This window comes from Candidatus Vondammii sp. HM_W22 (genome assembly GCF_022530855.2).
In the GTDB taxonomy this organism is placed as follows: Bacteria; Pseudomonadota; Gammaproteobacteria; order Chromatiales; family Chromatiaceae; genus Vondammii.
Genome location: NZ_CP099567.1, coordinates 2854838 through 2880905, shown reverse-complemented (window position 1 = coordinate 2880905; position 26068 = coordinate 2854838). Strand labels below are relative to the sequence as shown.

General features: G+C 50.4%; 27 protein-coding genes and 5 pseudogenes. 20 read left to right on the top strand and 12 right to left on the bottom strand.

Annotated elements, in window-relative coordinates; translation table 11 throughout:
- Positions 1-33 precede the first annotated feature (33 nt).
- From MN084_RS16295 to MN084_RS16270, 6 genes are all read right to left on the bottom strand, one after another.
- A complete protein-coding gene (locus MN084_RS16295) occupies positions 34-825 on the bottom strand; it encodes an ATP-binding protein (protein WP_330178187.1) in 792 nt (263 codons plus the stop codon).
- 118 nt (positions 826-943) lie between these two features.
- Complete coding sequence (locus MN084_RS16290; RefSeq protein ID WP_241084857.1) at positions 944-1426, bottom strand: hypothetical protein; 483 nt, start codon at positions 1424-1426, stop codon at positions 944-946.
- A complete protein-coding gene (locus tag MN084_RS16285; protein ID WP_330178186.1) occupies positions 1407-3266 on the bottom strand; it encodes a DDE-type integrase/transposase/recombinase in 1860 nt (619 codons plus the stop codon). The genes MN084_RS16290 and MN084_RS16285 overlap by 20 nt, the downstream gene beginning before the upstream one ends.
- Complete coding sequence (locus MN084_RS16280) at positions 3263-3442, bottom strand: hypothetical protein (protein ID WP_241084859.1); 180 nt, start codon at positions 3440-3442, stop codon at positions 3263-3265. Before MN084_RS16280 ends, MN084_RS16285 begins: the two co-directional genes overlap by 4 nt.
- The gene (locus MN084_RS16275) at positions 3443-3880 is read right to left on the bottom strand and encodes a hypothetical protein (RefSeq protein ID WP_330178185.1); all 438 of its coding nucleotides are present in this window, start codon (positions 3878-3880) and stop codon (positions 3443-3445) included.
- Between the two features lie 59 nt (positions 3881-3939).
- On the bottom strand, positions 3940-4257 hold the full coding sequence (locus MN084_RS16270; RefSeq protein WP_241084861.1) for a helix-turn-helix domain-containing protein: 318 nt from the start codon (positions 4255-4257) through the stop codon (positions 3940-3942).
- Positions 4258-4516: 259 nt separating this feature from the next.
- Between MN084_RS16270 and MN084_RS19995 the strand changes: the two genes are divergently transcribed.
- Together MN084_RS19995 and MN084_RS16265 are read left to right on the top strand one after the other, a co-directional pair.
- On the top strand, positions 4517-4756 hold the full coding sequence (locus MN084_RS19995; RefSeq protein WP_445083981.1) for a hypothetical protein: 240 nt from the start codon (positions 4517-4519) through the stop codon (positions 4754-4756).
- Positions 4757-4770: 14 nt separating this feature from the next.
- Positions 4771-5166: a S24 family peptidase gene (locus MN084_RS16265; RefSeq protein ID WP_241085759.1), complete on the top strand. Its 396-nt coding sequence runs from the start codon at positions 4771-4773 to the stop codon at positions 5164-5166.
- A gap of 246 nt (positions 5167-5412) precedes the next feature.
- Here MN084_RS16265 and MN084_RS16260 read toward each other — a convergent pair whose 3' ends face one another.
- From MN084_RS16260 to MN084_RS16240, 4 genes and pseudogenes are all read right to left on the bottom strand, one after another.
- Entirely contained in the window at positions 5413-5559 is a 147-nt protein-coding gene (locus tag MN084_RS16260) for a hypothetical protein (protein ID WP_241085760.1), read from the bottom strand.
- Positions 5560-5599: 40 nt separating this feature from the next.
- Positions 5600-6352, bottom strand: a pseudogene (locus MN084_RS19990) (transposase); the annotation flags it as partial.
- A gap of 197 nt (positions 6353-6549) precedes the next feature.
- A pseudogene (locus MN084_RS16245) lies at positions 6550-6672 on the bottom strand (IS1595 family transposase); the annotation flags it as partial.
- A gap of 1102 nt (positions 6673-7774) precedes the next feature.
- Positions 7775-8335: a transposase gene (locus MN084_RS16240; RefSeq protein WP_330178184.1), complete on the bottom strand. Its 561-nt coding sequence runs from the start codon at positions 8333-8335 to the stop codon at positions 7775-7777.
- 134 nt (positions 8336-8469) lie between these two features.
- Here MN084_RS16240 and MN084_RS19985 point away from each other — a divergent pair, with 134 nt between their 5' ends.
- Positions 8470-8649 (top strand): helix-turn-helix domain-containing protein, encoded by a 180-nt coding sequence (locus MN084_RS19985; RefSeq protein ID WP_445083938.1) that lies wholly within the window; start codon positions 8470-8472, stop codon positions 8647-8649.
- Positions 8650-8887: 238 nt separating this feature from the next.
- Here MN084_RS19985 and MN084_RS16235 read toward each other — a convergent pair whose 3' ends face one another.
- Positions 8888-9289, bottom strand: coding sequence for a hypothetical protein (locus MN084_RS16235; RefSeq protein WP_241085763.1), 402 nt, complete (start codon positions 9287-9289; stop codon positions 8888-8890).
- A gap of 171 nt (positions 9290-9460) precedes the next feature.
- Between MN084_RS16235 and MN084_RS16230 the strand changes: the two genes are divergently transcribed.
- The 7 genes and pseudogenes from MN084_RS16230 to MN084_RS16200 all read left to right on the top strand — a co-directional run.
- Entirely contained in the window at positions 9461-9697 is a 237-nt protein-coding gene (locus MN084_RS16230) for a hypothetical protein (protein WP_241085764.1), read from the top strand.
- Between the two features lie 345 nt (positions 9698-10042).
- Positions 10043-11524: a lipopolysaccharide biosynthesis protein gene (locus MN084_RS16225; protein ID WP_241085765.1), complete on the top strand. Its 1482-nt coding sequence runs from the start codon at positions 10043-10045 to the stop codon at positions 11522-11524.
- Positions 11525-11967: 443 nt separating this feature from the next.
- Positions 11968-12948, top strand: a complete 981-nt coding sequence (locus MN084_RS16220; protein WP_330178183.1) for a DUF6418 domain-containing protein — start codon at positions 11968-11970, stop codon at positions 12946-12948.
- A gap of 162 nt (positions 12949-13110) precedes the next feature.
- Positions 13111-13374: a transposase gene (locus tag MN084_RS16215; RefSeq protein WP_241085767.1), complete on the top strand. Its 264-nt coding sequence runs from the start codon at positions 13111-13113 to the stop codon at positions 13372-13374.
- 20 nt (positions 13375-13394) lie between these two features.
- Complete coding sequence (locus tag MN084_RS16210) at positions 13395-13721, top strand: IS3 family transposase (RefSeq protein ID WP_330178182.1); 327 nt, start codon at positions 13395-13397, stop codon at positions 13719-13721.
- Positions 13702-14205, top strand: coding sequence for an integrase core domain-containing protein (locus MN084_RS16205; protein ID WP_330178181.1), 504 nt, complete (start codon positions 13702-13704; stop codon positions 14203-14205). The genes MN084_RS16210 and MN084_RS16205 overlap by 20 nt, the downstream gene beginning before the upstream one ends.
- Before the next feature lie 41 nt (positions 14206-14246).
- Positions 14247-14691: pseudogene (locus tag MN084_RS16200) on the top strand (transposase); the annotation flags it as partial.
- 42 nt (positions 14692-14733) lie between these two features.
- On the opposite strand, the pseudogene MN084_RS16195 reads toward MN084_RS16200, so the two are convergent.
- Positions 14734-15820 (bottom strand): annotated as a pseudogene (locus tag MN084_RS16195) (IS3 family transposase).
- On the opposite strand from MN084_RS16195, the gene MN084_RS16190 reads away from it, so the two are divergent.
- From MN084_RS16190 to MN084_RS16140, 10 genes and pseudogenes are all read left to right on the top strand, one after another.
- On the top strand, positions 15811-16827 hold the full coding sequence (locus tag MN084_RS16190; protein WP_330178180.1) for an IS5 family transposase: 1017 nt from the start codon (positions 15811-15813) through the stop codon (positions 16825-16827). The pseudogene MN084_RS16195 and the gene MN084_RS16190 overlap by 10 nt on opposite strands.
- A gap of 284 nt (positions 16828-17111) precedes the next feature.
- Positions 17112-17698: pseudogene (locus tag MN084_RS19980) on the top strand (chloride channel protein).
- A 63-nt stretch (positions 17699-17761) separates the two neighbouring features.
- Entirely contained in the window at positions 17762-17977 is a 216-nt protein-coding gene (locus MN084_RS16175) for a hypothetical protein (protein ID WP_241085770.1), read from the top strand.
- 331 nt (positions 17978-18308) lie between these two features.
- A complete protein-coding gene (ppk2, locus tag MN084_RS16170) occupies positions 18309-19160 on the top strand; it encodes a polyphosphate kinase 2 (protein WP_241086061.1) in 852 nt (283 codons plus the stop codon).
- A gap of 186 nt (positions 19161-19346) precedes the next feature.
- Positions 19347-19964, top strand: coding sequence for a methyltransferase family protein (locus MN084_RS16165; protein WP_241085771.1), 618 nt, complete (start codon positions 19347-19349; stop codon positions 19962-19964).
- Positions 19965-20266: 302 nt separating this feature from the next.
- Complete coding sequence (locus MN084_RS16160; protein WP_330178177.1) at positions 20267-20599, top strand: PilZ domain-containing protein; 333 nt, start codon at positions 20267-20269, stop codon at positions 20597-20599.
- Positions 20600-21021: 422 nt separating this feature from the next.
- Complete coding sequence (locus tag MN084_RS16155) at positions 21022-24882, top strand: DUF3683 domain-containing protein (RefSeq protein ID WP_241085773.1); 3861 nt, start codon at positions 21022-21024, stop codon at positions 24880-24882.
- Between the two features lie 271 nt (positions 24883-25153).
- Complete coding sequence (locus MN084_RS16150; RefSeq protein ID WP_241085774.1) at positions 25154-25384, top strand: hypothetical protein; 231 nt, start codon at positions 25154-25156, stop codon at positions 25382-25384.
- 1 nt (position 25385) lies between these two features.
- Positions 25386-25517: a hypothetical protein gene (locus MN084_RS16145; RefSeq protein WP_330178176.1), complete on the top strand. Its 132-nt coding sequence runs from the start codon at positions 25386-25388 to the stop codon at positions 25515-25517.
- A gap of 231 nt (positions 25518-25748) precedes the next feature.
- Positions 25749-26039, top strand: coding sequence for a co-chaperone GroES (locus tag MN084_RS16140; RefSeq protein WP_241085776.1), 291 nt, complete (start codon positions 25749-25751; stop codon positions 26037-26039).
- The last annotated feature ends 29 nt before the right edge of the window (positions 26040-26068 follow it).

The following is a 26068-nucleotide window of genomic DNA, read 5'->3' as shown; positions in this document are numbered from 1 at the left end:
ACACGCGTGACCTGGACCCGCGAAGTCTGGCCATCAAACGCTCCGGATACTGGCGACTTTGCCGGCAGGCACCGGCCTGGCCGCCTGACCCTTGAAGAAGTCATCTCCCCGCGTCCACTGGGCTTCGCTGATGGTGTCCAATCCACGGGATCGGGCGAACTGCTCAATCTGCTCCAGCCCAACCAACACGCGACGAATCTCCGCACTGCCAAGGACTTCATTCTGTTTGTTCTTTGGGCTGGCTATACGATGCAGATGTTCGAGCAGGTCCTCCGCCACCTTCACCTCACACAGTCCATCCGCCAGCAGCTGCGTATCTTCCATGTCTGCCCCGCTGAACTCCACCCACTGTGCGATACGCCCGGTGAATTGCTCCATGCCCCTGCGATTGAGCTTCTTGCAGATACCCTGCATACTGATCAGAATGACCGGCACACTGGAAAGGTCGTGAATATCGCGCAGGGTATCGACCAGACGCTGGCTATCAATCACGTAGTCCGCCTCATCGATAAATAGTGGGCGACCCGTTTCTGCCAGCCCCTGGATAATGGCCTCGACCCTTTGCCCGTTGTTCATGCCTTTTCCATACAAATCCAGTTCCCGCATCATGGCGTCCAGCATGGAGCGAGGAGACCAGAGCCGTATAGCTTGGATATACACACCGTGGCACTGGTTAATGAACCAGGTGGCCGCAGTGGTTTTGCCGTATCCGGTAGGCCCCCAAATCAAACCCATACCGGGCATTCCCATGCTGCGACTGATCAAGGCATCACCAGCGTCCTTGATTCGGGAAATGTTTTTGACGGGTAGAATGCGATAACGCATAATATTTACTCCAATGTCGATGTCGTTTTGACGTTGCTTTCACGCCCCGTTGCACCCGGGCGTCTCTTTTGTCCACGGATGGACTTATGTCGCATGAGCCATGGATGGCGGTAGCGGCTCAAACAAAATCATCGGCGGTCAGACCAAAGGCGTCGAATAGCTCTTGCCGTGAGCGGTACTGTCCGCTCTGTCGATAGATTTCCAGACCGCGACGAAGCTCCAGGCTGACAGGCTCGTGAGACTCGATGTCGGCTTCCACGCGCAACCAATGCGCGTGAATGCGGCGACCATCCTCTTCGGCCAATACCTGCTTGTTGTTCTTCTCAAAATCTGTGCGGAAGGCGTCGTAGTCCACCACCTCTGCCGTGGTGGGTTGCGCGATGATCTCGCCGGTGGCCGTATCGGCCAGACTGCCTTCGTCAAGCCGGGTGCGCGCCGCCTCACCCGTCGCCTCCAGGGCCGGGGTGCTGTACTCTTCGGTGCGCTTCGGCAGGTCCACCACGTTTTCTGATTGCGACTTGCGGTAGTCCACAATGGCTTGGGCCGGGTTCTTTTTGACCTCTTTGGTGTACTGCTTGAGTTCAGCAGCCTGTTCGCCCATGAACTTCTTTCTGGCTGTGCTTGATCGCCTTGGCGCACTCACGCCGACTAATTCCGGTGGTGTCCGGGTCTTCGACCCAGCAGAGAAAGGCCCCGTCCAGGTAGACCGCCAGGTGGCCCATGTCCTGTTCGTCCAGCCGCAGCATCACCTGGCGCCCGACGTGGTGGAATATCAAACCATCCTGATCGAAAAAATGCCGGTTGTCGTAGCGGATGCCCTTCTTGCCGATGACGCGGATGCCGCCGATCTCTGTCATCAGCTCATCCAGCGCGTGTTCGTCTGTGATCTTGCGCAATGGCTTGTTCCAGGCGCGCCACACGTCCCATGGGCTCTGGTTGCTCAGCCCGCCATGTGGGCTCTGCTCATAGTAATGCTCGACCCACTCATCGAGTTTCTGCTGCAGTTCAGAGGACGACATCTGCACCTCGACCACGGCATCCTTTTTCATGATGCGCTCAGCGAAACTTTTGCGGGACTCGATCTCTTTACGCTCGGCCACGTTGTGTCCGATGAATCCTTCCAGCAGATTGAGCACACCGTGGCTCATGGTGCGGAAAAAGCGCTCGATGGTGCCCTTATCCCCCGATGCGAAGGGGATGCATATCTCGTGAATGATCTCGAGATCACACAGCAGGCTATCAACTTCATCGGAAACGTAATCCTTGCCGTTGTCGGTGCGAACCGCCTCCGGAACACCCCAGTCCAACATGCTGCGCCTTAGTACCTGCTTCACAGCGGCCGCCGTGCTGCTCTTGCTCACGAACAACTTCACCCGGCGGGTGTGCATATCGATACAACCCACCACCGAGTGACGGCCATCGGTCAGCAGCCAGTCATCGGGCGTGGAATCCAGCTCCCACAGCTGGTTAGGCCGGGCGATCTGCTCGAACACTGAGCCGACGCCCGCCATGTAGATGTTTTTCCACTTGTCCGGGTGGCTGATATAGGTCCAGATCTGTGAATTTTCATCCTTCCAGTGCTTGAAAAATCGCTCAATGGCCTTCTGTGAGCAGATATTCAGCTCCGGGTGCTCGGCCGTCAGGAACTCTTTAACCGTACGGGGAGTGATCTGTGGATATTTGATCAGTGCGCCAAGCACCAGGCGAAACAGGCCGGGGTTGTTGTTGATCCTGGAGTTGCCGAGGCTCTTGCCCCAGCCTGGGGTCAGCCCCCAGATGCCATCTTCTTTATAGGTGTAGACCCATCTGCGCAGGGTCGGCTCTACCAGGTGGCGCTGGTTTTCTCGCTTCGGCATATGCGGCTCAACCCACTCCGGCAACATGATCTCACCGCTGGCTATCTTGGCACAGTATTCGATACGGGCCTGTTTGCCGCCCAGCCTATGAGTGCGGCGATATTCGCCTACCGAGTGCAGCACCCACTCCAGGGCCTTGGCGCGCTTGCGCTTGGGATCATCCTTTGGCAGTTGGCCGAATTTCCTGCGGCCTTCCTCTATACGTCTTATCCGTTTGGCACGCTTCGCATCTGCCTTCTCCTGTTCCATCTCTCCCAGGCTCTTGCCTGCCTCGGCCATCTCACGGGCATAACGGGCATCTTCCTCACGGGCCATTTCGTTGACACGGGCAACGGCGGCGACGGCACGTCTGGCTTCCTCCCGGGCGTCTATGGCCTTCTGAATGTCGGTTGGGAGATTGTCGTAACGATGGAATATTGCCCAGCCACCCTGTACTTTTTCTCGCTTAGCGATGGGCCAAGAGGCTTCGGGCTGGCGCTTTTTGTTACCCTTCATGCCGTTTGATGCGCGGTATTGAATCGCCTGCCTAGTTTTGCCCATCGCCTCGGCGATCTGCTGATGGCTATAGAGGCGTTCCTCGCTCATACCGGCGCTCCATCGGTAACCCGGTAGATGAATACCTCAGATGCCAGTGCCTCAAGCTCATCCTTATGATCCAGCGCGATTATCGTTTCTAAGTTATCCAGGAAAGTCTCTATCTCATCAGTGCAAAAGTTGAACTTGAGGCTTGTGCCTTCTTGCCACTGCTTCTCCGCTTTCATTTACGTGCCTCTAATATAGCGTTTTAAGGCCGCTTTTTGATGCTTTAATTCAGCTTCCATCTGCTCCACCCGGCCCAGCTCCGCCAGCAGCGCGTCGTCCCCCACCAGGACTTCGCAGCCCCGTGCCTTCGCAAGCAGATTCGTCAGGCAGAAAGAGCCGGTAACAGACTCGAATGCGCTGGCGTAACGGAAGGGAAAATTGTGATCAGAGCGACTATCGGCAGTGTAGGCGTCGAGCATATACTTGCTGATATCGTGACCAGTGAGCCGACTCATATCAGCAGCCACCCGGTAGCGGTCCTGCTCGCAGTGTTTCAGTGCCTCGGAAAGGGCACACCTTAGCGCTATATCAAGGTCCAGATTGCCGGGGGTTGGTGCCTGTGCTCGGGGGATATTGAACAGGTCCATGGTCAAGGGGTCACGGATACGCCTGGGCATCGTCTATTACTCTCCCTTCAGGTTTACATTGCCGGAATCAGCAGAGGTGCTAGACTTCTTTACTGGAAGGTCCGCTCCGGCTTCGCCCAATTTGCGGGTCGACGGACAGGAAAGGTGCCCCGTTTCCGGATGTGGCAGTGATTCTCGTCATAGCGGCTGGGCCAGATTTTCCAGGGGTCCATGCCGATGGCGTCAGCGATCAATCGCTCACCGTTTGGATATGGTTTCACTAGGGCATGGATCGCCATGCTAGGGGGATAACCATGGTGAGTGGCAAGCCGACGTAACGACCAGCCGGCCTTCTCCAGGGCAGCCTTGATATCGGCACGATGCCAGTCTTTATGTCTGGCTTTTTTTGACTGTATGTGATTGCTCATACTTCATGCATTAAACACGTTAGAGTCTGCTGTCAACTACGATCGAGTGTATTCCGCAGTCGATTATGTTTCTTTGATTAGATTGACTTGTAAATAACTTATAAAACAATGAGATAATACTTCGGATCTTCAGATAATGTTCCGTATTGAAAACTTAATATGACTACGGAACCTGAAAAATACCTTGGGAAGGCCCTAAGAAAAGTACGAGAAGAAGGGGGGGGTTGGTTCGTTGGACCAATTTCACGCACAGCTTGGGGTGTCGAAAAACAGCTTGGCTGCGTATGAACGGGGAGAGCGTCTTCCAGACGTAGATTTCCTTGCTGTCTTCGCTGATCGTACTGGCGCGGACTTCAATGAGCTGCTGCGCCTGCGCCTGGCGTCTGGCAAAACCGAGGAGGCCCGCGCGCGCAAAGACCCTGGTTCCAAGTCGAGCCAAACCCGGCTGTCCAGGAAAGGACGTGTGAAATCCGGGAGCCCGACGCGGAGTATGCCCTGATCCCGCTCTACGATGTGCGAGCGGCGGCGGGCCACGGTGCGGTGGTGGAAGAGGAACGGATCATTGATTTACTGGCCTTCAAGCGCCAGTGGGTGCGGCAAGAACTAAATGCCAACCCGGACGATTTCTATCTGATCTATGTGGATGGTGAATCGATGGAGCCCACCCTCTGCTCTAAGGACGTGATCCTGGTGGACCGCCGCAGCGCCCAGGAGGTGCCTCGGGATGGGATCTACGTACTGCGAATCGACGGCGGCCTCCTGGTCAAACGCCTCCAGCGCCTCCCAGGTCATCAGGTGAAGGTCACCAGCGACAACCCGGCCTATGACCCGTTCAATATCTCCTTGGAAACACGAGATGAAGACCTGGCGATCATTGGCCGCGTCATCTGGACCGGCCGCCGGATGTAAAGCGCTAACACAGCTTGGTGAACGCCGTTTAAAGTCGCTTTACAGTATCATTATGTCGGTGCTGCACTAATCGCATTTCATCTGTCGTTGACAATTTTTCGGCGGCTTTCGTGTGTCGCGCCGATTTTCGCTTGAGTCTGTGAAATCCTCACCACAACTTCTCCAACTCATTGATTCCCTGCTCACTATTGCTCGGTATTGCTCATCATTGCCCACCACCCTATGTTTCGCTAATTAAATGTCTCTTCACAGATGATCTGCCGGTTCAACGTTGAGTGCTGCATCGACCGTGATTTTTGGCAGCGTTTGCCGAAACTCGTTGAGATCTTCTTCAGTTTTGATGTTATTAGCGACCGCCTGGGCTATCGCCTGGAGCTCTTTTTTGTCGATCATCTGCCTATCCTGGGTTTAATGATAGGCAGTTACACAGAATTCAGGATAGTCTCGTCTCGTGCCGTGGGATTGACCGGTTTCTACATCTCTCGCCATCCTTGAATACTCCCTCGACTACATCAGCCAGTAGCCTGCATCCCCTCAGTCGTTGCCACTTCTTTTCTGCTATCGTCATCAGCTTACAGGCCATGGCCAGCGTTGTCTTCAGGCTGTCGCAGTTCTTGGTTTTATCGTCCTCAGACGCACTTAGCGAACACCGACCCTACTTGGATTCGTCGTCCATATATGCTGCCAATGTGGTGCTGGGAAGTCATAAAATGCTAGCATCGACTCCTTATCCTTCTCCAGGCATTCCATAGCACCAGGATACTTGCCCTCAAAGCGCCTGACACAGCTATCGTAAGCTTTCAGGACGGATGCTCTCGGCCATCCAGATTCATGCAGCGCCTCTTTGATTTTCGGTTGCACCGGTTTGGGTACCTTATTTAGCATGTTCCGTCTTGTGTACCCAGCGTCGCTGCATTACCGTCCCTGGCCATTTCTTCGCCGCTGCCGTCCAGAAAAACCAGTGCCCCATCAGCAACAGCTAGCAGAGGCGGAATGCTCAGTCCCTGATTTTCCATCTGCTCAATCACCTCTAGCCAGAAGGCCTCCGATTTCTGGTAACCATCAATAACCGCAGGCACTTCGTCTCATCTAAGCCAACAATAACGAGCAGACACAGCCGGTCATCCATCCTGACGTTGCTGTATATCCCATCTGTCCAGACATGTACGCAACGCCGTTTGCTCATTCAATATATCGCCGGATGGCGTATTCAGCTCAATAACACTACTATCACTCATGCGGTGTATCCCTCTGTTGGTTGTTGATCCGCTAAGATCAATCAACAGGGTACACCGCTTCTCTTATTCAGCCCATACACCAGAAATGAGCATAGCTCCGCTTTTTTCAGTGCTTGCCAAACAGCACTTTCAGTTATCCCTCTTGATTTGCGAGTAGCTTACTGTGATTTATTCGATAGTGCTTAAATCCTGAGACACTTAATGCACTATGGTTTCTCCATGTGTCTGCATAAACAATACTGTCGGGCTTTATCTGTTGCCTAATTAGTTTTCGCTGAATTATTCATAACCACATGATAAGTATTAATTAATAAACTATTTATGATGGAATAGTCTGCAAGAAGAGCCTACTTTATCATCAAGACCTTGCAAATATGAAACCACAAAGTCCGGATAACGGTGCTGATTTATTCCGTTCGCAACTCTCTCAGATCTTAAATCTCTTGCACCCACTGGTGCGGTTATCCGAGAAGATGAACGGGGAAAACTTGAAGTTGGCATTGATGTTATTTACAACGAAGGTGCTGGCCAGCCCCCGTTACTCACTCGCTTACTAGCGGGCCTACATTACCTCAAGTACACCTTTAATGAGAGCGATGAGAGCGTTGTGAAACGCTGAGTTGAAAACCTATATTGGCCGTACTTTGTGTGGATTTCAATAGCTGCAACACAAACTCCCCTTACACCCCTCCAGACTGGCTCGTTGGCGCAACCGGGTCGGTAATAAATTTGATGCGCTGTTGAAACAAACCATCGAGCTAGCGCTGAATACTAAAGCAATGAGCTTGCGTGAGTTAAAGGACGTCAATGTGGACACAACCGTTCAATAGGAGGCCATCACCTTCCCAACAGATGCAAAGCTCTACCATAAAATGCGTGACCTATTGGTATCTGCGGCACCAAATGACGCCAGAGCCATATCAGGGTAGGAAAGAATGCCTTGATCATGCAAGGACGATGTTCTCATGCTCAGCAGATGAAGCGTTCAGCGAGACAGACTGGAAAACTCAAAACGCACTTGGGCCGAGTGATGAGAGACATTGGGCGTAAGACACTGTATAGAGATGGTGAACTCACGGCGTTACTTGTACGCGCCAATCATTTACTCGGCACCACAACGACAAGACAAAAACAAGCTTTACAGCGTGCATGCAGCAGAAGAGGAATGCATTGCCAAAGGTAAAAAACACACAAGTGTTACGTGTTTGGCAATAAGCCCTCATTTGTGACCGGATCCAAAGTCAGCTGGTTAGTTGACACATGGCGTTTGACGGGTAACCCTTATGATGGGCATACACTCTTGGCGGCCACTTGAACAAGCGGAGAGTTTGAGCAGCCGAAAACTCAAGAATGCATATTGCGCATCAGGACTACTCTGGGCACCGCGTAGGCGATGAAATTGACGTTAAGCTTTGTGGCAGGCTCCTTAAGAGGGCGACTCGGTCAACCCGAAAATGGATGAAGCGCCGAACCGCTATCGAGCCGGTTATTGGGCGCCTTAAATCAGGCAATAGGCTAAATCGAAACTGCCTTAAGGGAACCCCCAAAAAAATCGACAAAGACCATATAGCCTCTAGCAAATCTGGAGAGTCCGGTATCTTCACGCCGACCCTGCCTTGCCCGATGCTACGCACCAATCGATTAGCCTGCTGGGCAAACGCGTGCTCAACTCGAGCCCGAACTTTTGATCGTTTTCGGTTTGCCTCTTGCTCCCGTTCATTCAAGGGGCGTTTGCGTGTCGACTTACAATGAATCTGACTGCGGTAATGCGCACCCGGTAAAGCGGCTTCCCGTTCTATACTGCGGTAAGCAGAATCGGCCCAGACACTGCCATTACTATTGTTCTCATCCAGCAGTCCCCGAAGGCCTAGCTGTCGTGAACTTCTGCTGATGTGATGGCGTACTTGCGAATGAGGTGGATTCAACTCCAAAGTGCATCACCTGGATGACTAAAAAGAGATGATTTGAATGCCGGATAAAATTAAGATTACGAAATCTTATTTACACAGGAGCACCGCAAATCGTGTTTTATCGCTATTTTGTCGCAAAAGAACGCCATACGCTCATGTATCTTTTGCATTGGCGTTTAAGTTATAGAAACATTGGTCGTCGTTTGGGTCGTCATCACACCACCATCTCACGTGAAGTGAAACGCAATGGTCGATTCATAGCCTGTTACCGGGACGAGTTTGCACAGAAACGTGCGATGGTTCGATGCAAGAAACCGAGGCACACTCGCAGGTGATCACATAAAAAACGCCTATATTATGTCATCAAGCGGTTACAGGAGGATTGGTCACCGGAAACAATGGCTGGACGCCTCAAGCTGGATCACCCTCGAAGTGCATGTCTGCGGATTAGCCCGGAAGGTATCTATCGATGGATATGCGAGAATGCTGCACAAGCGGTTTTTTGCACCAACATCTACTGAGGCGGCACAAAAAGCGTCTAAGACAGCAATACGGGACTGAACGGAATGCTATTTACTTAAGTTTTTTGGGTTGGCCATTTTTCCGAATATTCTCTCGCGTAATAGCCCTGGGTTTGGTAAATAGCGGGAATTGCCTGGGTCTTCGTTTTATAGCTAGAGGCTCCATACGTCCCGGTTGTTTTCCAACCTGCTGCGGTGCAATGAGGATAAAAAGGCCATCAATTTTGTCGATGTCGTAACGACCGCTTTTTTGCCACACAATCCATAGCTGCAAGGTATGCTTGAAGCCAGGTTGTCGAGGAATGATGTCAGCCAGTAATGCCGCCTGAGCCATCAGTAAACGGATCAAGTTGTAAGCCAAAAGATAGACCCACAGCTCCTTTTCCGCCATTTCCGGTGTGCGACAACTTAATGTTTCCATTCCCGGAGTGGTCTTGATGTCTCGTAACAACAAATCAACCAGATACGCCGCTTTTTTTCAATTCCTTTCAAACACCACTTTCAGTTATAATTCCTGAACCAGACTTTTTTTATTCGTTATATCAGCAGGTTATTACTTAAGTAAGTAGCATCCGGGACTGAACGTGGTTTGATACCCAATTGTATCAGCATCCATGATCGTCCTTTGAGTATTGGCAACCGCCGTCGCTTTGACTACTGGAGAGGTGATAGTATTGAGGGAGCCAAGGGCTCAGGTGGTATTGCCACCCACGTGAAAAGAAAGAGCCGCGTACTGGTTGCCGCTAAACTGAGCGACAAATCGACAGATACTTTCTATCTGGCGACAACAACTGCCTTTAAGATCACACCGGAGAAATGGCGTAAAACCGTGATGGTTGATAACGGTAAAGAATATGTTTAGTTCAAGAAAATTGAAGAGGCCACAGGCATGAATGTTTACTTTCCTAAAGAAATCGATTGGTGAAAGGTCACTAATCTAGTGCTCGCAACAGTGGTGGGAAAGCTCAACAATCGACTTCGGAGATGCCTCAATTATCAGGCACCCAACGAAGTCTTTCTGAGGAGTATAGGTGGTGCACTTTGGAGTTGAACCCCCTCACAACAAGAAGAGCACTGAACCACTTCAAGTAGACGAAGCCGGCTGGCCATATTTTAGCCACTGTTGGGCACGCAAAGAAATCGTTACAGAATTAACCGCATGGACTACTAGTAACTGTAGCTTTGAAAATTATTCGTGAAGTCAAACATGACAAAAAACCGTAATAATGTAATTGCAAATTATATTGGAGCTGGCTGGTCAGCAGCTCTCTCATTTGTCACTATTCCACTACTGTTATCAATGCTTGGGGCTGAATACTATGGCCTTATCTCATTATTTCTTGCACTTAAGGCAATTGCAACGGTTTTCGATTTTGGTTTGGCTGTTGCGACTAATCGAGAGGTAGTATTCCGGCTCGAGAAGAAAAGTAGCTCCGTTGATACTCTTATAACGACAGTTGTAACACTATACTGGGTTATCGGCATCGTGATCTCATTTGTCGTTTGGCTTCTCTTGCAAATATTTCTGATTGATTGGGTATCTGCAAAAGAATTGACATCAGATCAACTGGCTATGACGTCGCTGCTGTTTACTCTTTCTCTGAGTATTTCCTGGCCAGTTGCTTTGTATCAAAACATTTTACGAAGCATTGATGAATATGTGACATACAATATTGCACTGGCTGTAAGTGCTACTTTTAGAAATCCAGGAGCTCTATTGGTATTATGGATATTTTCGCCCACTATAGAGGTGTTCATGTACTGGTATCTTATGGCATCAGTCTTGGAAATACTGATGTATTGGGGACTTGTGAGAAGAAAATTATCTTTAGTATTAGATTACTCGCGGGGTCGTTTTGATTGTAACTCACTGTCCGGCATGAAAAGGTTCGCGTTAGGCACAGGGTTTTCGTCGATAGTAGCAACAATCATTTATCAGGTTGATAAGATGCTTATATTCAAGTTATTAAGCCTCGAGTTGCTTGGATATTATAGTGCAATCCTTGCTTTAGTGGGTGCATTCGGGAAGTTGACAGCACCCATTGCCACAGCAGCCTTTCCAAAGCTTACTTCAACCTACGGTTCAGGTGATATGGATTCTGTTGCCGACATGTATCTACGCTATGCACATATGATTACTAATGTATTAGTGCCAATGGTTGTCGGGTTCATCGCTTTTGCACCTCAGATCCTGGAGCTTTGGTGCACATCCTGTACAATAAGCAATGATCTTTACTATGTTTTTGTGTTTTTGAGTATTGCATACATGTTCTACTCCCTGGCAGATATGCCAGTCATCAGTCAGATGGTTTTCAAAAATATCAATATTCTTATTATTTCCCGGGTAGTAGCGTTAGTATTGTTGGTGCCACTTCTATCATTTCTTATTGTTGATTATGGATTAGAAGGTGCCGCTGTTGGGGTATTAGCTTGTTCGGTCTTCTTATATATTATTTTAGCGATTTCTACCTCAAAGATAATTTTTCCTCAATATCGGGTAAACGAACCTGTCATGCTTGTCAAACCGTTATTGATATCTATCTCTATCTTTTACTCACTACAACACATTTATTTGGTATGGTCGAAGGATAGTCTGACTTGGATATCGCTGGCAGTAGTAGGTGCTATTACAAGTTACCTCATTATTTTCCGTTCTTATTTTGTGAGAGCGAAGAAACGAGATACATAAATTGGGAGTTTCATCAAATTTATATATCGTGGTTAGTACGAATTTTGTTTTCTGGTTGATTCTATCTGCGATACTGATAAAGCGAACCTATCTAGCGCTAGCAATTGCACCATTGTTAATATCACTTGCTCTCCGGGTGCTATCAGTTTCATATATTGATTTGTTTGGACCTGTGTATTCAAGTCAGCTTCTCAAAACACTAGGGCCGGGAATAGATTCTCTCTATATGATTCTTTGCTACACTTCATTCCTTGTGCCTTTTCTGCTTATTTTGGAAATATCTTTTTTTCGCAGTGCAAAGAATCTGACTATGATGGGGGATACTTACAGCAGGCGATACACAGCAGCACTATTTTACCTATTTTTGTTCGGATTTCTCACGGCATTATATATGCAATTATTTATGGGTGAGGTTATTCCGCTCTTTGACCGAATTGAGAGGTATGATTATTGCTAATAAATACGCCGGCCATCTGCATGATTATGTATTTAAGTATGGAGCTGTTATTACCCTTGTTCTTGGGGGGCAATCGGTTTACTCAAAATTGACAATAGATCGCTATGATCGTAGTGCATTAATAATTCTTTGTTTACTTCTTTTTTATGCCGTTTTAACGGGCCACCGCTTTGCAGCATTGAATAAATTCACGGCTTTCTATTTGCTCCCATTTTGCCTGGTATTTGCTTATAAATTTCATTTTGAAAAGCAGAATATACGTAAATGCGCCAGTAAAGACGGCTGGATTATTATTGGGATTGTAATCGTTGTATTTTCAATTTCATTATTCGCGATTATCAATTCCTACAGCAATGTCCGTACTACAGCAAATGAATCCGTAATCGCGAGAATCCAGGAAAGACTTCTTATTCAACAAGGCGAGTTATGGGTAGAGGAGGTTAATAGAATTAAGGAAAGCGGGAAGCAAAGTATAGAAATTGCGATGAATAATCTCTTTTTTGATCCTATAGTTCCTGGCAAGAACACAAGTATTCAATATCTAATGTGGCTCTCTCTGGGAAATGAGGCAGAAATAATATTAAATGATGGGCGACAATTTGCCGGTGGATTCCCTGAAATCTTCGTGGAGATTTTTGGTATCTATATACTTCTGCCAATATTGATGCTGTATGGCATGATCATGGCCATGGTTTTTGTCGTCTTTCTAGTCTCACTAAGGAAAGGAAAACTACTGAGCATGTTGATGACTAGCTTTATCATATATGGATTTATGCTAACGGTGTATAATGGCATGTTAAACCAGTTTTTTATATTAACATTTTGGATAAAAATAATAATCCTCACCATTGTTTTTGTATGCAAGCCTATTCAAATACCCAAACTGATTTTATATAGGCGCTTAGGGAAGGTACAACTGAAAGTGGTGTTTGACAGGCATCGAAAGAAAGACGGTGTATCTGGTTGATTTGAAACTGCAAAGCAATCAAACAACCAATGAGACGAAGGTGTCCTGAATTCTGTGTAACTGTCTATCATTAGACCCAAGCGTGGTTGAGGATAGGTGGATTGCCCCCCGAACACTAGACCAGTGGTATGTTAGGTTTTCCTCTACCTGAGGAGAACCAGGATGAAGAAGGAACATTTTTCAGATGAGCAGATCGTGGCTGTACTGCGCGATGCAGAGGCAACAACGGCCGTAGCGGCAGCACGCAAACACGGCGTATCGGAGCAGTCGATCTACCGTTGGCGCAACAAGTATGCCGGGATGGAAGTTTCAGATGTGCGGGAGCTAAAGCGAGTCAAGGATGAGAACATGCGGCTCAAAAAGCTGCTAGCAGAACGTGACCTGGAAGTAGAGGTCATGAAGGAGATACAAGCAAAAAAGTGGTGAGCCCCCGCGCGAAGCGCGCCATGGCATTGTTTGCTATTGAACGGGGCCTTAGCCAAAGGCGAGCAAGCTGGCTTTGTACGACACCGCGATCGGGGCTTCACTATAGTTCAAAACGAGAACGTCGTGACCGGCATCTGTCGGCCGCGTTGCGTGTAGTGGTGCGGGAGGATCCCAGTTGGGGCTATCGTTTATCAGGCGCCTATCTGCGGCTCAGAGGTTGGCAGGTAAACAACAAACGCGTATATCGACTCTGGCGGCTTAATGGCCTGTGTTTGCCGCCTTATCGCCCTCGACGGAAGATTCGCACTGGGGTAAAAACTGGAGGGATTGGCGCTACGACGGAATGATGTGTGGGCATGGGATTTCGTACATGACCGCTATCATGACGCAGAGCCTCTGCGGTGCTTGACGGTCAAGGACGAAGCAACCGGTTATTGTCTGGCAATCAAAACTGGTCGATACCTACAGAGTCAACACGTGAAAGCGGTGCTACGTGAATTAATCATTCGCTACGGAATTCCCCGAGCCATTCGCAGCGACAACGGAGCTGAGCTGTTGGCCTTCGTACTGCGCGAGGAACTGGAAAAGGATGATATTAAGCTAGCCAATATTGAACCGGGAAAACCCTGGCAAAATGGCAGCAATGAAAGCTTCAACGGCATTTTCCGCAAGGAGTGTTTAAATGCAGAGATATTTGGTAGCCTGACCGAAGCCAGAGTTGTTATTGAACAGTGGCGTTGCCGATATAATGAGCGGCGACCCCACAGTTCACAACACTACGTCACGCCAGAGATGGCGTATTTTGGATTACGTGAAATGCGGAGAACCTAACACGCCAAGTGGCCATAGAATGGGGGCATTTCATAGGCACTATGAACAAGAAAGAACTACAGGCGATCGCTCATGCGGCCGCTAAAAATATCAAGACGGAAGACGACCTCAAAGACTTCCATCAGATGCTAACCAAGATTACGGTCGAAGCGGCACTGAACGCTGAGTTAGATGATCATCTTGGCTTTGAAAGGCACGAGCAGTCCGAAGCTGACAATAACCGCAACGGCTATGCCAGTTAAGACTAACCGAACGGAAGCCGGCCAGTTCGAGCTCGATACACCACGCGACAGAGCTGGGAGTTTCGAGCCCAAGCTCGTTAAAAAATACCAGCGTCGATTTACCTTAATGGATGACAAGATCCTCTTCTTGTATGCCCAAGGTATGACAACCCGCGAAATCGTCACGACATTCAAGGAGATGTATGGGGCCGATGTCTCTGCCACACTCATATCCAAAGTCACTGATGCAGTTATCGAACAGGTTGTTGGTAATCCCCCCATTTTTAGCTGCGCACAAAAGTAGAGCTTATGCGGCTTGCGCCAACTTCTGATACGGGGTTATTCCTCCAATGGCCATGTTTGGCCGCTCTGTATTGTAGCGCCACAACCATTGAGTGGCGGTGTGCTGGGCATACTCGATCGACTCAAAGAGATGCTGGTTCAGCCATTCATGTCGAACTGTTCTGTTAAAATGCTCCACGTACGCGTTCTGTTGCGGGTTGCCGGGCTGGATATAGTGTAACTTAATCCATTGTTTCTCTGCCCACTCCATCAGTTGACCACTGATTAGTTCGGGGCATTGTCGCAGCGAATGGAATTTGGCTTGCCTCGCCACTCGATGATCTGTTCCAGTGCACGAATGACACGCACTGCCGGTAACGAGAAGTCCACCTCAATACCCAGCCCCTCACGATTGTAGTCGTCGATGACATTGAATGTCCTGAAGCTACGGCCATCGGCTAGGCTGTCATGCATAAAATCCATCGACCACGTGATGTTAATTTGACGAGGTACAGCTAGCGCATCCGGCACGTCGCGCTTCAATCGACGTTTGGGCTTGATCCGCAAGTTCAGCTCAAACTCCCTGTATATGCGGTATACACGTTTATGATTGTAGGGGGTAACCCTTCACATTGCGCAGGTACAAATAGCACAACCCGAAACCCCAGGTTCGATTGGTCATCGTCAATCGGAGTAACCAATCTGCAATCAGTGCGTTGTCGCTCGAATGCTTGGCCTGATAGCGATAGCAGGTCTCGCTGATACAGAATGCACGACAAGCCAGGCGTACCGACACGCCATCCTGCATAGCTGCGATCTTGGCCATCTCCTTGCGACGAGATGGCCTTACCATTTTTTGCCAGGGCCTCCTTGACGATCTCCGCCTCTAATTTGGTCTCGGCGTACATCTTCTTGAGTCGCCGGTTCTCATCCTCGAGTTCCTTCATACGCTTCATGAGAGAGGCGTCCATGCCGCCGTATTTGGCGCGCCACTTGTAGAAGGCGGCACTGCTCATGCCATGCTCCCGGCACAGATCAGAAACTGGTGTGACAGTCTCAGCCTGCTCGAGAATAGCAAAGATCTGGCTGTCCTTGAATCTTGATGTCTTCATGCAGAATCTCCTGCGTTCATATTACGAGAAAATTCTACTTTTGGCGTCAGCTACTTCCCGGGAGGATTACCCTCAAGCATCTGGAAGACCTCAGTGACGAGGTTCTGATTCAACGCTGGATACAAAATCCCTACTACCAGAGTTTTACGGGTGAGATCGAATTCCAATGGCAACTTCCTTGTGACCCCTCCGACCTGACTTACTTCAGAAAGCGTATTGGCAACGAAGGTTTTGAAAAGGTCCTGGCTGCCTCTATCGCCTTACATCAAGAAAAGGCGATCGAAGATGAAATGTGTATCGACACTACCGTACAAGAGAAAAACATTACCTTTCCAACTGATGCAAAGCAGTACCGAAAGATACACGGGCAGTTACTCAAGATGGCCCGAGCAGAAGGTATCGTGCTCAGTCGAAGCCATGAGAAGGAAGTAAAAATTCTCAAGCTCCCCACCCGATTTGCCACACATCCGAGGAATCGTAAAAAGGCACGTAAGGCCGTCAAGCGATTAAAGACCATCAGCGGCCGATTACTGCGTGAAATACAGCGTAAGATGACCAGAGAACAACAGAAATTCTATGCAGAAAAGTTCGCCCTGTACCAGCGCATGCTGAATCAGAAGCGTGCTGATAAAAATAAGTTGTACAGCCTACATGAACCTCATATTTACTGTATGAGCAAAGGCAAGGCCCAGCAGCGTTATGAGTTTGGCACCAAGGCATCAATCACCACCACAAGGGATGCGGGCATTGTGATTGGTGCCCTGGCTTTTGAGAAGAATGTATTTGATGGTCACACCGTACCTGAGGTCTTGGCACAGGTGAAACGTCTCATCAATCGAGTACCCAAAGTGGGTATTGCTGATCGAGGTTATCGGAGCAAATCAAAGGTTAATGACACCCAGATAGTAACGCCAAAGCCTGCCAGGAAGAATACCTCAGAAGAAGCCATGGCATTAGCCAGAAAACGTTTCAGAAGACGAGCTGGCATTGAGCCTGTGGTCACTTAAAGAGTGACCACAGGCTAAAAAGGAACTTTCTTAAAGGCTTTGCCGGGGATCAGATTAACTTGCTTATGGCGGCGGCTGCCTTCAACTTCAGAAAATGGATGAGGGAGGTTCTTTTTGTGCTGAAAAATATTATGTCCATACTGTTGTTCCTGTTTGCAAAACAGAAACAACAGTATTATTAAGTGCCTGGAATGAATATTTCAGGGTCGACTAGTTAATTTATAATGCATTCTTAATCTCCCCGAGAGATATCTCTGTTACTTCTGCTGGGTGTTATCATTAGCATGGCTTCTGCCTTGTTTATTTATCTGGTGCAATGGGTGGTGGAAACATCAAAAATGCTTGTTTTCTGGCAGCGAACCACCATTGTCAGCCTGTTGATCGGCTTGATGAGCCTGCTGGCGCCGGAAGTGATGGGCATAGGTTATGACAGGGTCAATGCCGCGTTGCTGGGCGAAGTCAGGGGGGGCTTTTATTTGTGGTGGTTGCATTCAAGATGCTGGGAACTGTGGCTTGTATTGGCATGGGTGTTCCTAGCGGGGTAATTGGTCCCACACTGTTTATTGGTGCCGCTCTGGGTAGCTTAATCGGGTTGTTGGTGAACAGTGGTTTTTCCTCCGATCTGGTGGGTGTTGGACTCTACGCCCTGCTCGGGATGGGTGCGGTGATGGGCGCCAGCCTTCAGGCGCCGCTGGCTGCGCTTATCGCCATGATGAAATTGACTCATTCCCCGCAAATTATTATGCCGGGGATGCTGGTGATTGTGGTTGCCGGATTAACCGCAAGTGAGCTGTTTCTGAGAGAGTCGCTGTTTGTCACCATGCTGAAGGCGAGTGGCCTAGATTACAGTGTGCAGGCCTCCGCGAGATGAGTGTGGCGAGTGCCATGCAAAAAAAGTTTGTACGCGTTGGGCGTTTGATGTCTCAAGAGGGGGGTGGATGAGAAGAATCAGCCGGTGGCCCTGATGCTGGTAGTGGGTTTGGCCCGTCATCTCCAGGATGCAGAACAGAAGAACGGAGAGCTGGGGCAGATCGATCTGATTGCCATCCCGGCGTGGGGTTCCAACGTGACCTCGATAAACCTGCAAGGGATGCTGCAGGAGGCGGTGGAGATGCTGAAGAGTGGTGCCGCCGAAGCACTTTATGTATAGCGAATGACGGCCCCAGTATTCATCGCATCTACAGAGTTCTTACCCGGGAGCATGTAGAATCGGCTTACAAATACTGATTCCAGCCCTTGCTGTTGATATGACTCAAGTCAGGTGGGATTTACTGTCGACAATGGGTGCGCATTGTTGGCCTGAGGCGTAGTATCCGTAAGATAAATTTTTACTTTATCGGGCTTTAAATTGTGCCGAAGCTTTGTTATCGCTACTTAAAACAGGATCCGCTGTCATGATAGATGGAGAGAACCAGGAAATTGCTGGAGAGGGCGCTGGTGCCGATGACCTCAAGATGGATGAGCTGATCACCGAAAATGAGATGCTGAAGCTAGAGGCTCAGCGCATTCAGGAGGAGCTTGATCAGCATAAAAAGGTAAAGCGTAAAGCGGTTCGCCGTTTCCGCCGGGAGGAGGAGCTGAAGCCCTATCAGGCAGAGCTGATCAAAATGCAACAACATCTGGAGGCGAGCAGCACCCGGATGATTATCCTGTTCGAGGGTCGCGACGCATCAGGTAAGGGCGGAACCATCCGGCGAGTCACCCGCTACATGAACGAGAAGCATTATCGCGTGGTTGCGTTAGGTAAGCCGACTGAGCATGAGCGTACCCAGTGGTTTTTCCAGAAATATGTGAGGCAGTTTCCCCGCGGTGGCGAGGTGGTGCTGTTTGACCGCAGTTGGTACAACCGCGCCATGGTGGAGCCGGTATTCGGTTTCTGCTCCGATAAAGATTACAAGAATTTTATGCGCGGCGTCGGTGGCTTCGAGAAGGATCTGGTGCGCCAGGGGACCATCCTGATCAAGCTCTACTTCAGTGTCACCAAAGAGGAGCAGGAGCGCCGGTTCGAAAGGCGCAAAACCGATGGGTTGCGACAGTGGAAGTTGAGCGAAGTGGATGTCCAGGCCCAGGAGCGCTGGGATGACTTCACCAACGTTAAACACGAGATGCTGAAAAAGACCCACACCACACACGCGCCCTGGACCGTTATTCGTTCCAATGATAAGCATCTTGCCCGGCTGAATGTGATGAAGGTGATCCTCAATTCTGTCCCTTACGACCGCTCTGCGAGCAGTGTGGATTTTGTTCCTGATCCATCCGTGGTGGTGTCAGGCTCCCGTGAACTGGAGATGATGGAGGCGCAACGCCTGCGGGGTGGTAAGTTCATCGTATAATTGTCAATCTGCCTGATGTTGAGTGCTGGTGATCTACAGCACTCTCTTAACCCTCTCCCTCCGGGAGGGGGTGAGAGGGTAATCCAATCCCTGATCTTTTTTCCTTCAATACTTAAACCTCTTCTATTATCCTGAGTGCGGCGTAAATATCTCGGTGCCATACTGTAAACAATCCCCGGAGGCGTGATGGAGCTTGCTACTGATCGTATTCTTATTCTCGCCGGCGTCTGGCTGTTCTATTTTGTTGTGCATTCAGTGATGGCTTCTCTTGCGGCAAAACAGTGGGTTGTGGCGCACTGGCCGTCTGCGATGCCGCTCTATCGGCTCTGCTTTAATTTTGTGGCGGTGGTGATGCTGATTCCACCTCTTCTCCTGATCTATTATTGGCACGGCCCTTTTCTCTGGCAATGGACCGGGTTCGGCTGGTGGCTGGCCAACGGTTTGTCGCTGCTCGCGGTAATCGGTTTTTTCTGGTCGCTGAAATATTATGACGGCGATGAGTTTATCGGGCTGCGTCAATGGCGTGAGCGGGAAGGGCGGGTCGAGGATCAGGAGCACTTTCATATCTCTCCGCTTCATCGTCACGTGCGCCACCCTTGGTATGCGTTTGGACTGGTGCTGATCTGGAGCCGCGATATGGATGGGGTGATCCTGGTGTCCAGTCTTCTGATGACGCTCTATTTTCTGATCGGCTACCGTCTTGAGGAGCGGAAGCTGGTCGCCTATCACGGCGAAACCTATCGGATTTACCAGCGACGGGTGCCGGGATTGATCCCGATGCCATGGAAAACACTCTCTCCCTAGGAGGCTGAGGAGCTTGTTTCAGGTAAGTTTTAGAGCGAAATTCGTAAAGCGGTTGTGCGGATTATGAGTGGATACAAATTGTATCAAAAGCATTTTTGCCGGTTGCAGCCGAACAGAGTTAACATTTTCTTCATTCAGCATTCAGCATTCAGCATTCAGCATTCAGCCTTCAGTATTCTGCATATCGGTCGATGCACATAGTCAGATGCCAAGATTGGATTTCTTCGATCGAAGGCAAAAATAGAGCGGAGAGGGCGTTTTCTTCGTCGGATTTGACAGTAATAATCCGGGAGCAAGGAAAAATGCAGGAGTACCAGGAAAAGCGTGATTTTCTCCGTATGACCATGGGCACTGCCGCGCGGTTTCGTGTTGTGGGCGAAGGGGTGATAGCAGAGGCCGTGGTCAAGGATTTCAGCAGCGGAGGTCTGCTGTTGTGGACTGATAGTGAGATTCAGCCAGGCAGTAAACTGAATGTTGGAATAGTGCCGGTAAAGGGTGTTACGCTACCTTTGCGTGTGGTGGTTGAGGTGGTGAGATCAACTCCCTTGGCGGAAAGCGATGAGGCCTCTTACTCGATAGCCTGTAATATGCTTGAAATGCTGGAGGTTAATGCATCTGGGGTGGGTTTTCCCTGAATATAAAAAAGTAGAGTTCTCAGTGGTTTTATCTGCTTTTATTGAAGCGTAATTGTTGTGTATTGCCTCCTCTCCTAACGATCCGCAGGTTGTTTTTCATCCCATTCCCACGCTCTGCGTGGGAATGCATGCCGTGGTCTGATTCGTGCGTCCGGTATATTCCTGCGTGAAAAAAATGGGAATAGGGAAAATTAAGAATCTCTGTGAACGCGGTGTTCCTCTACACACCTTTGTGAATAAACACTCGAAAACGTCCATTTTCAGCAAAATAGTTTTTTAAGGTTATTGCGGATTGCCCCGTAAATTCTGATGATCAGAAAAGCTTTACGTTTTTCACCTGCTTTGAGATAAAATAGCCGTTTATTACAGTCCGTTGACAGCCCTGTCCCCGGGCCTTTTGTTTCAGAGATTCTCGAACAGCGATGAGCGCACCAGATTCCCAACGTATCCGCGAAATACCCTATAACTACACCTCATTTTCAGATCGGGAGATCGTGATCCGGTTTCTGGGTAAAAAGATGTGGCCGGTGATCGAAGCATTGCGAGGCAGTCGACGCACCGGTCGGTCGGCGCGTATGCTGTATGAGGCGCTTGGCAGTATGTGGGTAGTCGTGCGCAACCCCTATCTTCAGGATGATCTGCAGGATGATGAAGGGCGGCGGGCCGCTCTGATAAAGACCCTTAATCAACGGCTGGACCAGTTTGAAGCCCGGACCAACGATAATAAAAAGGCGCTGCAGTTGCTGGAGGCTGCCCGGTTGGCGGTGGATGATTTTGCCGCTTGTTTTGAAAAAAACACCGAGCTGAGAAAGCGGGTCAGGCGCACACTGGAGCGAATCACCGGGCGTGACAATATCGATTTCGGTGGACTTGCCCGGGTCTCCCACGCAACCGATGCCACTGACTGGCGGGTGGAGATTCCCTTTGTTGTGATCTCGCCTGACCGGGAAGATGAGGTGGCCCGGATTGTCTCTGCCTGCATTGAGTGTGGTCTGACGATCATTCCCCGTGGTGGTGGCACCGGTTACACCGGCTCGGGTGTGCCACTGGATGCCCACTGCGTTGTTATTAATACTGAGAAGCTGGAACAGTTGGGAAAAGTGGAGTATCTGACGCTTCCCGGAGTGGAGGGCCAGGTACCGACAGTCAATGTCGGCGCCGGTCTGGTTACCCGGCGGGTCTCTGAGCTGGCGGAAGCACACGGCCTCGCCTTTGCGGTAGATCCCACCTCTCAGGATGCCTCGACCATCGGTGGCAATATCGCGATGAATGCGGGCGGAAAAAAGGCGGTGCTCTGGGGGACCACCCTGGATAATCTTCTCTCCTGGCGGATGGTGATGCCGAGCGGCAACTGGCTGGAAGTGGAACGGCTGAATCACAATCTGGGCAAGATCCATGAGCAGGCGGATGTCAGTTTCCGGGTTACTCACTATAAGCCGGATGGCAAGCGTCAGATCGGTGAACCCGAATTGCTTAAGATGGCAGGGTCCAGTTTCCGCAAGAGCGGGCTGGGGAAGGATGTCACCGACAAGTTTCTCTCCGGACTGCCGGGGGTGCAGAAGGAGGGGTGTGATGGTCTGATCACCTCTGCCTGCTTTATCCTGCACCGGATGCCTGAACATGTACGGACCGTCTGTCTTGAATTTTTCGGTTCCGATCTCTCCCGTGCCGTGCCGGCCATTATTGAGATCAAGGATTTTATTGACGCCTGTGATGGAGTGTTGATGTCCGGCCTGGAGCACCTGGATGAGCGCTATATCCGTGCGGTAAAGTACTCTACCAAGGCACCTCGTGGTGAGCGGCCGAAGATGATTCTGATTGCCGATCTGGTCGCCGATGATGAACGTGCCGTGGCGGCTGCCGCATCTGAGGTGGTGCGACTGGCCAATGCCCGTGAGGCCGAGGGCTTTATTGCCGTCAGCCCCGAGGCACGCCGCAACTTCTGGCTGGACCGGAGCCGCACTGCCGCCATCTCTGCCCATACTAACGCCTTCAAAATTAATGAGGATGTGGTGATTCCCCTGGACCGGCTGGCTGAGTACAACCGGGGTATAGAGCGCATCAATATCGAGCAATCCATTGGCAACAAGCTGGAGATAATGGATGCCGTAGTGGATTATCTGGCCGGCGATATGCCTGAGTTGAGCCAGGGTAGCGCTTATGAAAAATCAGCGGAAAGCAGTGCCATCCTGGAGGCAAAGCAACAGGCGGCGCAGACTGTGGTTGCCTCGGCGCGTGAGCGTTGGCAGTTGATTCTGGATAATCTCGATACGCCGGCAGTGCAGCATGCTGAACGCCTGTCTGAGCAGGAGAGAGAGAAGATTCTGCCGGATGACAGCCTGTTGGATCTGTTGTTGCGGCGGGATCTGACACACTCCTATCGCAATGAGGTGGCTGCCAGGCTGAGTGAGATTTTTAATGGCCAGGAGATGAAGCCGGTAAGAGCTACTCTCGATGCCATTCATGCTGAAATTCGTAATGCGAGGCTGTTTGTTGCACTGCACATGCACGCAGGGGATGGCAATGTGCATACCAATATCCCGGTGCACTCCCATAACTATGAGATGCTGCATCAGGCAGAGCGGATGGTGGATCAGATTATGGATCTGGCCCGTTCTCTGGATGGTGTCATCTCCGGTGAGCATGGAATTGGCCTGACCAAGATCCAGTACCTGGAGGATGAGAAGCTGCAGGCTTTTACCGCCTACAAAAAACAGATGGACCCTGAACAGCACTTCAATCCGGGCAAGTTGATGTCGGGCTCAGGCCTTGACGGGGCGTACACTCCATCTCTCCAATTGGTGCAGCAGGAGGCGATTATCCTGGAGGAGAGTGAGCTGGGCGAGCTGAATGACGATATCCGGCACTGCCTGCGATGCGGCAAATGCAAGCCGGTCTGTCAGACGCATATTCCTCGGGCCAATCTGCTCTACTCCCCGCGCAACAAGATTCTTGGCACCGGATTGATTATCGAGGCATTTCTCTATGAAGAGCAGACCCGCCGCGGTCTCTCTCTGCGCCACTTTGAAGAGATGAACGATGTGGCGGACCACTGCACTGTCTGCCACAAGTGCCTTGCCCCCTGTCCGGTAGATATTGATTTTGGCGATGTCTCTATCCGCATGCGTAAAATTCTCACGGAGCGGGGACAGAAGCGAAAAAATCCCGGTACCTGGGCCGCCATGGCCTTCCTCAATGCCACGGATCCACGCACCATTCGCACCATGCGAAAAGGGATGCTGGAGTGGGGATTCAAAGGGATGGCGCTGGGACATGAACTGTTTAAGCGTTTCGGCCTGTTGCGGGGGCGGGGTAGTCGGATTCCCGCCCGCACTACCGGTCGGCCTGATGCGAGGTCCATGGTGGTCGAGTTGGTGCGCCGCCCGGTCCGCGGCGGGTTGTCGGAGAAAACCACCCGGGCAATGCTTGGATTGGAGGAGAAAAACATGGTACCGATTATTCGCGACCCGGCCAGGGTGGACGAAGAGTCGGATGCGGTTTTCTATTTTCCCGGTTGTGGTTCAGAGCGCCTATACAGTGATGTCGGTCTGGCCACCATCGCCATGCTCTATGAGTTGGGGGATAAGGTGGTGCTGCCGCCCGGCTACCTCTGCTGTGGCTATCCACAGACCGCGGCGGGTCAATATGATAAAGGACATCAGATAACCACCGAGAACCGGGTGCTGTTCCATCGGGTGGCCAATACCCTTAACTATATGGATATCAAGACGGTTATCGTCTCCTGCGGCACCTGTATGGATCAACTGCTGAAGTATGAGTTTGAAAAAATATTCCCCGGCTGCCGACTATTGGATATCCACGAGTATTTGATGGAGCGGGGTGTCACTCTGGGTGAGGGCAGTGCGACAAAATACCTTTATCATGACCCCTGCCACTCACCGATGAAGCAACACAATCCGCTTCAGGTGACGACAAAACTGATGGGGCAGGAGGTACTGCTTTCAGACCGTTGTTGTGGTGAAGCGGGCACCCTCGGGGTGGCGCGTCCCGATATTGCAAGTCAGCTTCGCTTCCGCAAGGAGGAGGAGTTGCGGCAGGGGATACATCAGTTCAACGGTAAAGATCATACTGTGGCCGGCGACGTGAAGATGCTTACCTCCTGTCCGGCCTGCCAGCAGGGGCTCAACCGGTACCAGGATGCCACCGGGCTGGAAGTGAGCTATATCGTGGAGGAGCTGGTGCGTGACCAGCTGGGCTCCGACTGGCAACGGGGGTTTATCGAAAAAGTCTCTAGGGGTGGTATTGAGCGGGTGCTGCTGTGATCTTGTCATGTACACCTAAATGGTATCGAGATATCCACTCCCAAGAGCCGCTGTGAGTATATCCTTCGGGGCGGCGTCAAGCCTGCCTTGCCGCGCTGTTTGGACGTACCATTGTCTACCTCATCCGGCCCTGTGGTTATGCAATCGCTGGCCATGTCGAAGATCTGCCCCGCTGCCACCCTGGAGTGCGGTAAACCGGATCAGGCACACGGAAGGGAGCATGCAATGGACTATCTGGATGCTTGTCTGTACCTGTCGGAGGACCCAAGCTTTGAACACAGATGTTGATCTGTTCCATACCGTCGCCATTGTTAAAATCCCTGATCATCTGAGTTTCAGCTTTGAAGAGAAGGATGTGGATATCCAGTTTGCGGAAGATCTGGATTACCTCAATTCCAGAAAACTCCCCCGGGGTACCTCTTTGGGGCGGACCCGGCCTGGAGGTGTCTGGCGAGAAGGGGAAGAGCGTATAGGAACGCTATTCCAAGGTGGAGGATGGTGATTTGAAGCTGAAGGTGCCGGTCATACCCTCGATGCTGACTAAAGATCACCGGGTGGTGCGGCAGGATTGTGTCTGTTATCTGATGAAACGGTATAACGATCATCTTGTTGAGAGTGAAAATACTGCCAGCTAAACTCTGCCACTTTACCTAGCATTGTCCTGCTACCAGTATTTCTGCCGCCTTAATAAAGACGGTTGATCTATTCACAAATTCCCCCGAAGTCCTCTTTTTTCACCCTCAACCCTTGACTCTGGGAAAACCGCCCCTATTATTAGCACTCAATCACGGAGAGTGTTAACAAGACATCCCGGGTAACGAGAAGTATAAGTTTTTAACCATTCAAATATTAGGAGAAATCAGTAGATGAATATTCGTCCACTGCACGACCGTGTGGTCGTACGTCGTATGGAAGAAGAGCGCACCAGTGCTGGTGGTATCGTCCTTCCTGACTCTGCAACCGAGAAGCCTGTTCAGGGCGAAGTTATTGCAGTTGGAAAAGGTAAGATACTCAACAATGGCGATGTTCGCCCGGTAGACGCGAAGGTTGGTGATAAGGTTTTGTTCGGCAAGTACTCGGGTACCGAGGTAAAGATCGGTGATGAAGAGCTGCTGATCATGCGTGAAGAGGACATCATGGGTGTCGTAGAGGGCTGATTTAGCTTTCTGGGCCTACCAAGACCTAT